This is a genomic window from Nonomuraea sp. NPDC005692, from assembly GCF_040631115.1.
In the GTDB taxonomy this organism is placed as follows: Bacteria; Actinomycetota; Actinomycetes; order Streptosporangiales; family Streptosporangiaceae; genus Nonomuraea.
The window spans coordinates 45880-54976 of the sequence record NZ_JBEXYU010000051.1; the positions used below are offsets into that span (position 1 = coordinate 45880).

The 9097-nt window shown below is 75.2% G+C and carries 7 protein-coding genes; 5 read left to right on the forward strand and 2 right to left on the reverse strand.

Translation table 11 applies throughout. The features are described from left to right. Positions 1-68: 68 nt before the first annotated feature. Positions 69-251 carry a hypothetical protein gene (locus ABZ459_RS49670; protein WP_357987515.1) on the forward strand — a complete coding sequence of 61 codons (183 nt, stop codon included), beginning with the start codon at positions 69-71 and terminating at the stop codon, positions 249-251. A 166-nt stretch (positions 252-417) separates the two neighbouring features. Further along, entirely contained in the window at positions 418-1803 is a 1386-nt protein-coding gene (locus tag ABZ459_RS49675) for an MFS transporter (RefSeq protein WP_357987517.1), read from the forward strand. Positions 1804-1820: 17 nt separating this feature from the next. Here the strand turns inward: ABZ459_RS49675 and ABZ459_RS49680 are convergent, their stop codons facing one another. Beyond that, the gene (locus ABZ459_RS49680; protein WP_357987520.1) at positions 1821-2435 is read right to left on the reverse strand and encodes a dihydrofolate reductase family protein; all 615 of its coding nucleotides are present in this window, start codon (positions 2433-2435) and stop codon (positions 1821-1823) included. Between the two features lie 128 nt (positions 2436-2563). Here ABZ459_RS49680 and ABZ459_RS49685 point away from each other — a divergent pair, with 128 nt between their 5' ends. After that, positions 2564-5290 carry a LuxR C-terminal-related transcriptional regulator gene (locus tag ABZ459_RS49685; RefSeq protein WP_357987522.1) on the forward strand — a complete coding sequence of 909 codons (2727 nt, stop codon included), beginning with the start codon at positions 2564-2566 and terminating at the stop codon, positions 5288-5290. Here the strand turns inward: ABZ459_RS49685 and ABZ459_RS49690 are convergent. Next, positions 5274-7748 (reverse strand): tetratricopeptide repeat protein, encoded by a 2475-nt coding sequence (locus tag ABZ459_RS49690; protein ID WP_357987525.1) that lies wholly within the window; start codon positions 7746-7748, stop codon positions 5274-5276. The genes ABZ459_RS49685 and ABZ459_RS49690 overlap by 17 nt on opposite strands. 179 nt (positions 7749-7927) lie before the next feature. On the opposite strand from ABZ459_RS49690, the gene ABZ459_RS49695 reads away from it, so the two are divergent. After that, the gene (locus tag ABZ459_RS49695) at positions 7928-8383 is read left to right on the forward strand and encodes a carboxymuconolactone decarboxylase family protein (protein WP_357987528.1); all 456 of its coding nucleotides are present in this window, start codon (positions 7928-7930) and stop codon (positions 8381-8383) included. A 62-nt stretch (positions 8384-8445) separates the two neighbouring features. Beyond that, a complete protein-coding gene (locus ABZ459_RS49700) occupies positions 8446-8910 on the forward strand; it encodes a DUF1801 domain-containing protein (RefSeq protein ID WP_357987531.1) in 465 nt (154 codons plus the stop codon). Positions 8911-9097: the final 187 nt, after the last annotated feature.

The window sequence follows — 9097 nt, forward strand, 5'->3', positions numbered from 1 at the left end:
CTTCTGTCATCGCCCACCCGTGACTGCGGCGTCTACGTCGGATCCGCCGGCTCCGACAGGATCGGACCATGACGAACAACGCGCAGCGCACCACCCCCAACTGGACCATCGGCCTGGCCTCCGGCATCGCGATCGGCATGGGCCTCGGCGTCACCCTGCACAACATCCTGCTGGGGCTCGCGCTGTCGCTCTGCCTCGGCGCGGCCCTCGCCTACGCCCTCCCCGCGAAGAAGGCGCAGGACCAGCAGTAATCCCCCGCGCCGGTCGAATCCGCGCACGAAGAAACGGGCCCCGCGATCTCGCGAGGGCCCTTTCTCGTTCCCGCCTCTTCACCGGACGGTGATTTGACGAGCGTCCCCCAATTGTACGAGGATCCCGAACTGTACGTATTTCCCGGACATTCGTATGAAGGTGGACATGAGACGCCGACCCGGCCTGATCCTCGCCCTGCTGGCCCTTTCCCAGCTCATCACCTCCCTCGACTTCAACATCGTCTTCGTCGCCCTGCCCAGGATCGGCGCCGACCTGGACTTCTCCCCGCAGACCCTGCAGTGGGTGGCCAGCGCCTACGCCGTCGCGTACGGCGGCTTCCTGCTGCTCGGTGGCCGGGCGGCCGACCTGCTCGGCCACCGCCGGATGTTCGTCGGCGCGCTGGCGCTGTTCGCGCTCGCCTCCCTGGCCGGCGGCATGGCGCAGAGCCCCGGGGCGCTGGTCGCCGCGCGGGCCGCGCAGGGACTGGGCGGCGCGCTGCTGTTCCCGGCCACGTTGGCGCTGGTCAACACCGGTTTCGCCGAGGGGACGGCGCGCAACAGGGCGCTGGCGGTGTGGAGCGGCGCCGGAGCCGGCGGGCTGGCGCTCGGGTCCCTGCTCGGCGGCCTGCTCACCGGCGCCTGGGGCTGGGAGGCGGTCTTCTACGTCAACGTGCCGCTGGCCGTCGTCGCGATCGCCGGAGCGTGGCTGCTGCTGCCCGCCGACCGGGCCCGCGCGCGGGGCCGCCGGTTCGACGTCCCGGGCGCGGTGCTGGCCACCGGCGGCGTCAGCCTGCTCGCCTACGCGCTCATCCAGGGGCCCGAGTCCGGGTGGAGCTCGCCGCTCATCACCGGCGGGTTCGTGCTGGCCGCCGTGCTGCTGGGCGCCTTCGTCGCGGTCGAGAAGGCGGGCGCCGACCCCCTCATGCCGCTGCGGCTGTTCGGCAACCGCAGCCTCAGCTCGGCCGTCGCGCTCATCCTGGTCTTCGGCGCCACGTTCAACGCGCTGCCGTACTTCCTGACCATCTACTTCCAGACCGTGCTCGGGTACGGCGCCGTGGCGACCGGGCTGGCGTTCCTGGTGCCGTCCCTGCTGATCGCGCTGGGCACCCAGCTCGGCGGGCGGCTGGCCGGGCGGATCGGGATGCGGGTGACGCTGCTCGGCGGAACCGTCGGCGGGGCGGCGGGCACCGCGCTGCTGGCGATGGGGATCAGCGCCGACGGCTCGTACTGGGCTGTGCTGCCCGGCATCGTCGTGTCGGGCGTCAGCCAGGGCCTCACCTGGACCGGGATGTGGATCGCCTCGGCCACCGGCGTGGCGGCGGGCGAGCAGGGGATCGCGTCCGGCATGGCCTCCACCGCGCTCCAGGTCGGCGCGGCGCTCGGGCTGGCGGTGCTGGTCGCGGCCGGCGGGGTGGGCGAGGCCACCGGCCCCGCGCTCGCCTCGGGGATGCGCACGGCGGTGCTCGTCGCGGCCGCGGGCATGCTGCTCGGGACGGTCGTCGCGCTCACCTTCGCCCGGCACCGCGCCACCACGGCCCCGCTCCCCGCCTGACCTGCGGGTGTGGCCGCTCAGCCCTGGCGCAGGCGGTCGTAGAGCAGGCAGATCGCGCCCGAGTCGGTGGTCGTCAGGTCGGTCAGCGACCAGTGCGCGGCGGGCAGGCCGTCCTCGAACAGCCGGGCGCCGCCGCCGGCCACCTCCGGGCAGAGCGTGATGCTGAGCCGGTCCAGCGCGTCGGCCTCCAGCAGGGCCCTGATGACGCTGCCGCTGGCCAGGACGACGACGTCCCCGCCGGCCTGCTTCCTGAGCCGCTCGACCTCCTCGGCGGGGCCGGCCTCGGCCAGGCGGGAGTTCCGCCACGGCGCGTCCGTCAGGGTCGAGGAGAAGACGATCTTCTCGGTCTCGTCGAGCCACTGGGCGAAGGCCCGGTCGCGGGGGTCGGCGTCCTCGTCCCCGGCGACCGCCGGCCAGAAGGAGCCGAAGCCCTCGTAGTTCCTGCGGCCGAGCAGGACGGTGGTGGCCGCGCCGGTCACCCGGATCATGTGGTCGCGGGCGCCGTCGCTGAGGGCGTGCGGGACGATCCAGCTCATGTCGTACTCGCCGCCCGGCCCGCTGACCCGGCCGTCGAGGGACAGCGAGATGTTGCCGACGACCCTGCGGCCCTGGATGTTGTCGTGCTGAGTCATGTCCGGATCTCCTGGTGAGGTGCTTGTTCCGATGGGCACGATCCTTCCGTCCGGGCGGGCCGGGAACATCGGCCACCTGGCAGAGATGCCGCCGAATCCCTGGCTGATTTGCTGGCATACTTCGGGCGATGTCTGATGTCCGTCATGTTCCGGCAGAGTTGTCGTCGTTCGTGGGCCGGGCCGAGGAGCTGGCCGCGGCAGGCGCGGCGGTGGCGGCCGGGCGGGTCCTGACCCTGACCGGTCCCGGCGGGTGCGGCAAGACCCGGCTGGCGATGCGCCTGTGCCGGACGGCGTCCGGGGCGTGGCCGGACGGCGTGTTCTGGGTCGGCCTGGAGCAGGAGACCGACGGCGGCCAGGTCGGCCGCCGGATGGCCGCCGCGCTGGACGTCCCGCTGCCCGCCGACCGGGACCCGGTGCCGGTGCTGGCCGCCGCGCTGCGCGAGCGCGACCTCCTCCTCGTGGTGGACAACTGCGAGCACGTGCTGGACGACGCGGCCGGGGTCGTCGCGGCCGTCCTGGCCGAGTGCCCGCGGGTGGCGGTGGTCGCCACCAGCCGGTCCAGGCTCGGCGTGCCCGGCGAGCGGGTGTGGCCGGTGCCGCCGATGAGGCTGGCCGACGCGCTGGAGCTGTTCCTCGAACGCGTCCGCGCCGGCGCCCCGGACGCGGCCGGCCCCGCCGCGGCACGGGTGGCCGGGTCGCAGGCCAGGCGGATCTGCGACCGGCTCGACCGGCTGCCCCTCGCGCTGGAGCTGGCGGCCGGCTGGGCGGGCGCGCTGTCGCTGGCGCAGATCGCCGACTCCCTGAGCGCCCCCTACGCCCTCCTGGACGGCGGCGCGCGGACCACCCCCTTCCGCCAGCGCACCCTGCAGGCGTCGATGAGCTGGAGCCACGACCTGCTGGACGACGACGAGCGGGTGCTGTTCCGGCGCGCCGGGGTGTTCGAGCCCGGCTTCACCGCCGACGCCGTCACCCGCCTGGCCGAGCTCGGCGGGCCCGGCGCCGGACGCCTGCTCAGGGCGCTGCGGGGGCTGATCGACAAGTCGCTGGTCGTGGCCGACACGACCGGCCCGGTGGCCCGGTACCGGATGCTCGGGGTGGTGCGGGCGTACGCGCTGGACCGCCTGGCGGCGGCGCGGGAGGAGACCGCCGCGCGCGACCTGCACCTGGACGTCCACGCGTCGTTGCCGGCGGAGCTGGCGCCGCTGCTGGAGACCGACAAGGACGCCTGGCGGGCGCGGCTGGGCGCCGCCTACCCCAACGTGCGGGCCGCGATCGAGTGGGGGTTGTCGCGTCCGGACCCGGCGCGGGGGCGGCGCCTGGCCGCGGACTGCGCGTGGCTGTGGCACCTGGAGGGACGCGGCGCCGAGGGAGCCGCGCTGCTGCGCCGGGCCGCGGCGCTCGGCGCGGACGAGCCGAGCCCGCTCCAGGCCCGGGTCCTGGCGGCGCTGGCGCTCGTGCTCAACACCGCCGAGCCGGGGATCGAGGCGTTCGAGGTGGCGCGGGCGGCGCGGGAGCTGGCCGAGGCGACCGGCGCCCCGGAGTCCGCCCGGCCGGCCGGGCCGCTGATCGCGCTCGGCCTGCTGGCGACGGGCCTGCCCGAGGCGCTGGCCGAGGCCCGCGCGGTGCGGGAGGAGGCCGTCCGGGCCGGGGACGGGTTCGTCGCCGACAGCGCCGAGGCGATCGTCGGCCTGGTGCACGTGCTCGGCGACGACTACCGGCAGGCGACCGAGTGCTTCGAGCGGGCCGTGGAGCGGCTGGTCGCGCGCGGCGACCGCGGCGTGGCCTCCTTCGCGCTGGGCTGGTGGGCGCTGGCCGCCGCCCGGTCGGGCGCGCTGGAGCGGGCCGCCGAGCTGGCCGGGCGGGCCGTCGTGACCGCGGAACCGCTGCGTGACCTGCACTGGACCGGCTCGGCCCGGGTCGTCCTGGCGGAGATCCGCATCCTGCAGGGCCGCCTGGACGAGGCCGCCGCCGCTCTGGAGCCCGTGGACCGGCTGATCGACGGGCTCGGACGGCTGCCGTTCATCACCGGGTGGGAGCGTTGCCAGGCGATGCTCGCGCTCGGGCACGACCGCCCGCGCGAGGCGGTGGAGTGGTGCTGGCGGGAGGGCCGCTGGCAGGAGGAGCCGGACGCGGCGTGGCTGGCGCCCGACACCCAGCTCGTGCTGGCGGCGGCGCTGCGCCGGTCGGGCGCGGAGGCGGCGGCGGCGCGGCTGCTGGACGCCCTGTCGCGGTCGCCGGTCACCGGGCGCATGCCGCGCGTGCGCGCCGGGGTGCTGGACGAGCTGGCGCTGCTGTCCCACGAGAACGACCCCGAACGCGCGCTGCGGCTGCACCACGAGGCCCTGCGGATCAACGTCGACCACGACCTCGTGCTCGGCCTGGTGGCCGGCCTGGAGTCGCTGGCGCTGCTCGACCTGCGTCGCGGGGCCGTCAGGACGGCCGGGGTGCTGGCCGGCGCCGCCGAGCGGGCGCGCGCCGGCCTCGGGGCCGCGCCCCGCCCCCTCCCGGCCGCGGACGGCGAGGAGGGCCGCGAACTGCTCGCGGCCATCGAGCGGGGACGCGGCATGGACCTGGACACGGCGGTCGCCCACGCCACCCGCGCGCGGGGGCCGCGCCGCCGGCCCGAGTCCGGATGGGAGAGCCTGACCCCGGCCGAGCGGTCGGTGGCCGGGCTCGCCGCCGAAGGGCTGTCCAACCCGGAGATCGCCGCCCGGCTGTTCGTCAGCCGGGGCACGGTCAAGACCCACCTGGCGCACGTCTACGCCAAGCTCCAGGTCGCCAACCGCACCGAGCTGGCCCGCGCGACCGCCGCCCGGCCCGTCCGCGAGGAGGACGGGGTCAGGCGTCCGGGTTGAGTTCGCGGCGGATGGCCTGGCTCGCCGCGCGGTGCTCGGCCGCGGCGGCCGGGTCGCTCTCGTCGAGCACGGCCGCGATGCCCTCGTGGGCCAGGGCCTCCTTGTGCCGCGCGCCCACCTTGGGCGCCAGTTCGAGGGCCTGGCGGTGCAGGCGCAGCGCCTCATCCGGCAGGCCGGCCAGGCGGCAGGTCTCGGCGTAGCCGTAGAGGAAGTGCACCTTCCAGTGCTCCTCGAACAGCTCGTCCAGGAGGGCGAACGCCTGCCGGTGGCTCTCCAGCGCCTCCTCGTGGCGGCCCATCTGGCGCAGGGCGACGCCCAGGCAGTTGAGGCACCACGCCTCGTTGTGCTTGTGGCCGTCCTCGCGGGCCAGATCCAGGGCCTGGCTCAGGTGCTGGGCGGCCTCTGCGGGCTCCTCGTGGACGATTGCCATGCCGAGGGTGATCCGGGCGGTCAGCGTGGCCGGCCAGCCGGGCTCGCCGTGCGTCTGCTCCAGCGCGTCGCGGGCCAGCCGGGCCGCCTCCTCCCGGCGTCCCAGTTGCAGCATCGCCCACGCCTCGTCGGCGGCGGCGTGGGCCACGCCCGTCGGGCAGCCGGCGTCGGCGTACAGCCGGGCCGCCTGCCTGAACAGGTCGAGCGGCTCCTCGACGTGGCCCTCGTCCCAGCTCAGGTAGCCGCGGCGCATCATCAGGTCCGCCGCGGAGCGGGCGTCGCCGGCCTGGGACACCAGGGGGGCCGCCGCCTCGTACGCGGCCCCCGCCTCGGCCATGCGGCCCGCGTTGTAGCGGGCGAAGCCCAGGTCGCTGTGCGCCTCGGCGAGCTGCCACGGGTCGCCCAGGCGTTCGGCCGCCGCCAGCGACCGTTCGAAGAGCACGTTGAGGTGGGTGGTGCCGCAGCGCCGGGCGAAGAACGCGCGCATGAAGCGGGGCAGCTCGCACGCGTGCGCGTCGGCGCCGGTGGCGACCGCCACCTCGAAGGCGCCCATGAGGTTGGTGTACTCCGTGACGAACCAGCCCAGCGCCGCGTGCTTGCTGCCGAACGCCGGCAGAGCGGCCGGCGGGCTGCCCGCCGACGCGGCACGGCTGCCCGACTCGTACGGCATCGCGGCGTCGGCGGCGGCCGCCGCGTGCACGTAGTAGTCGAGCACCCGGCCCAGCGCCTGCTCCCGCTCGGCCGGCGAGTCCTGCTCCTCGGCGGCCCGGCGCGCGTGCTGGTGGACGAGGTCGTGCAGCGTGTACCGGCCGGGCGAGGGCTGCTGGACGAGGTGGGCGTCGAGCAGGTCCTCCAGCATCGTCCGCGCCTCGCGCAGCGGCACCCCGGCCAGCGCGGCGGCCACGTAGTCGTCGAAGGAGGACCCGGACAGCAGGCCCAGCAGCCGGAACAGGCGGCGCTGGGCGCGGTCGAGCTGCCGTACGGACATGGCGAAGGCGGTGTCGAACTCGCTCGGCCCCTCGGCCATGCGCTCGACCAGGATGCCGACGGTCCAGCCGGGCCGGTGGCGCAGCCGGGCCCCGGCCAGCCGCAGGGCCAGCGGCAGGTGGCCGCACAGCCGCAGCACCTCGGCCGCCGCATCCGGGTCCTGGGCCAGCCGCCCGTCGGGCCCGCTGGGGTCGCCGCTGGCGCGGGCCAGCAGCTGGGCGCTCTCCTGCGGGGTGAGCACGTCCAGCGAGACGGGCGGCACCTCCTCCAGGCCCAGCAGCCGGTTGCGGCTGGTGATCAGGGCGACGGACTCGCCCGCGCCGGGCAGCAGCATGCGGACCTGCTCGGCGCCGGCGGCGTTGTCGAGGACCACGACGGCCCGCCGCCCGGCCAGCTCGGCCCGCCAGCAGGCGGCCAGCGGCTCGATGCCGCCCTCCTGCGGGATCTTCTCCGAGGGCACGTCGAGCGCGGCGAGCAGCGAGCGCAGCGCGGGGTCGGGGTCGAGCGGTTCACGTCCGTCGGTGAACCCGTGCAGGTCCAGGTAGAGCTGGGCGTCGGGGTAGTCGGCGGCGAGCCGGTGCGCGGCGTGCACGGCCAGGCACGTCTTGCCGACGCCCGCCATGCCGTCGACGGCGACCACCCGGCTCTGCGCGACCGCGGCGAGCACGGCGTCGAGATGGGCCTCGCGCCCGGTGAAGTCCGGCACGTCACGCGGCAGGTCGTTGCGCGGCGGACGGGGAGCGCCGGCGGGCGGCGCGGGCGGCTGGACCTGGCGGCTGGCCTTGGGCGGCGCCGGAAGGGGGTTGGCCGCCCGGTCCCACAGCGGACGCAGCGGGCGCGGGTCGCGCTTGACCAGGCGGCACAGCTCGATCACCGCGGCCCACGGCGGCACCGACTGGCCGCTGAGGTAGCGCGACAACGACGACGAGCTGAGGCCCGTCTCGCGGGCGAGCGCCCGTACGCCGTGCCCGGAGAGCTCCTGGAGCAGGCGCAGCCGGGTGGCCAGCTCGTCCTGGGGGTCCGCCGTCTGCTGTCGTGTCACGCGTTCCTGCCTCTCTGTCCCGTCCGTGAAGAAACTTACCGGGACGAATCATCGCAGGCCACCGGCATTCCGGCTGTCCCACGGTGTCCCACGGGCATCGTCGCGGCGGGCCCGCTGCGCTGAGATGGAGTCACGCCCCGGGGGACGGGGCGCCGACCAGGAAAAAGGGAGAAACCACCATGCAGTCCCGGATGAAGAACCCGGCCTTCGTTCTGCCCGGCGCGATGCAGTCGATCCAGGATCTGTTCAAGGCGGTGCACGCCGGCGGGGTGGACGCCACGACGCTGGAGCTGGTGCACCTGCGGGTCAGCCAGATCAACGGGTGCAGCGCGTGCGTGGACGCGGGCGTCAAGAGCGGCCGCAAGGCCGGGGTGAGCGAGGAGCGGCTGGCCACGGTGACCGCCTGGCGGGAGGCCCCGTACTTCACCGAGGAGGAGCGGGCGGCGCTGGAGCTGGCCGAGTCCGCCACGCGGCTGGCCGACCGGGCCGACGCGGTCAGCGACGAGGTCTGGGACCGGGCCGCCACCTACTACGACGAGAAGCAGCTCGCCGCGATCGTGCTGATGATCGGCGTGACGAACCTGTTCAACCGGCTCAACGCCACCACCCGGCAGATCGCCGGCGCCTGGGGCTGAGCGACACCATCCCACAAAACGGTCAGTACTAGCATTCACCCCACAGAGAAGGAGATTTCACCATGAGCACCACCAACAACACCGCCGCGGCCGGCAAGGGTTTCGAGGGCTTCAGCGAGGACGAGCGCGCCGCGATGAAGGCGCACGCCAGCGAGCTGAAGAAGGCCGCGCGGCGCGGCGGGAAGGCGTCGGCGGCCGACGGCGAGCGCGACGTGCTGGAGAAGATCGCCGAGATGGCCGAGGACGACCGCGTGCTGGCCGAGGCGGTGCACGCCCTCATCAGGGCCGTCGCACCGGACCTGATGCCGAAGACCTGGTACGGCATGCCGGCCTACGCCAAGGACGGCAACATCGTGTGCTCCTTCAAGCCCGCGGCGAAGTTCAAGTCCCGCTACGCCATCCTCGACTTCAACGACGGGGCGGCCCTCGAGGACGGCGCCCTGTGGCCGTGCGCCTTCGCGCTCAAGGAGCTGACCCCCGACGCCGAGGCGCGCATCGCCGCCCTCGTGCGGCAGGCCGCGGCCTGAGCCTCCGGGACCCCTCCGGTCCTGCTCCACCGCGGCGCGCCGGACCCTTCTCCGGCCCGGCGCGCCGCAGTGGAGCACGGGACCGTCAGACCTCTTCCACGCTGCTCGGCTCACGCCGGGACAGATCGATACCGAGTTCCTCCGCCGCGCGGAAGACGTCCTCGTCGGTGTCGCGCATCTCGATGGA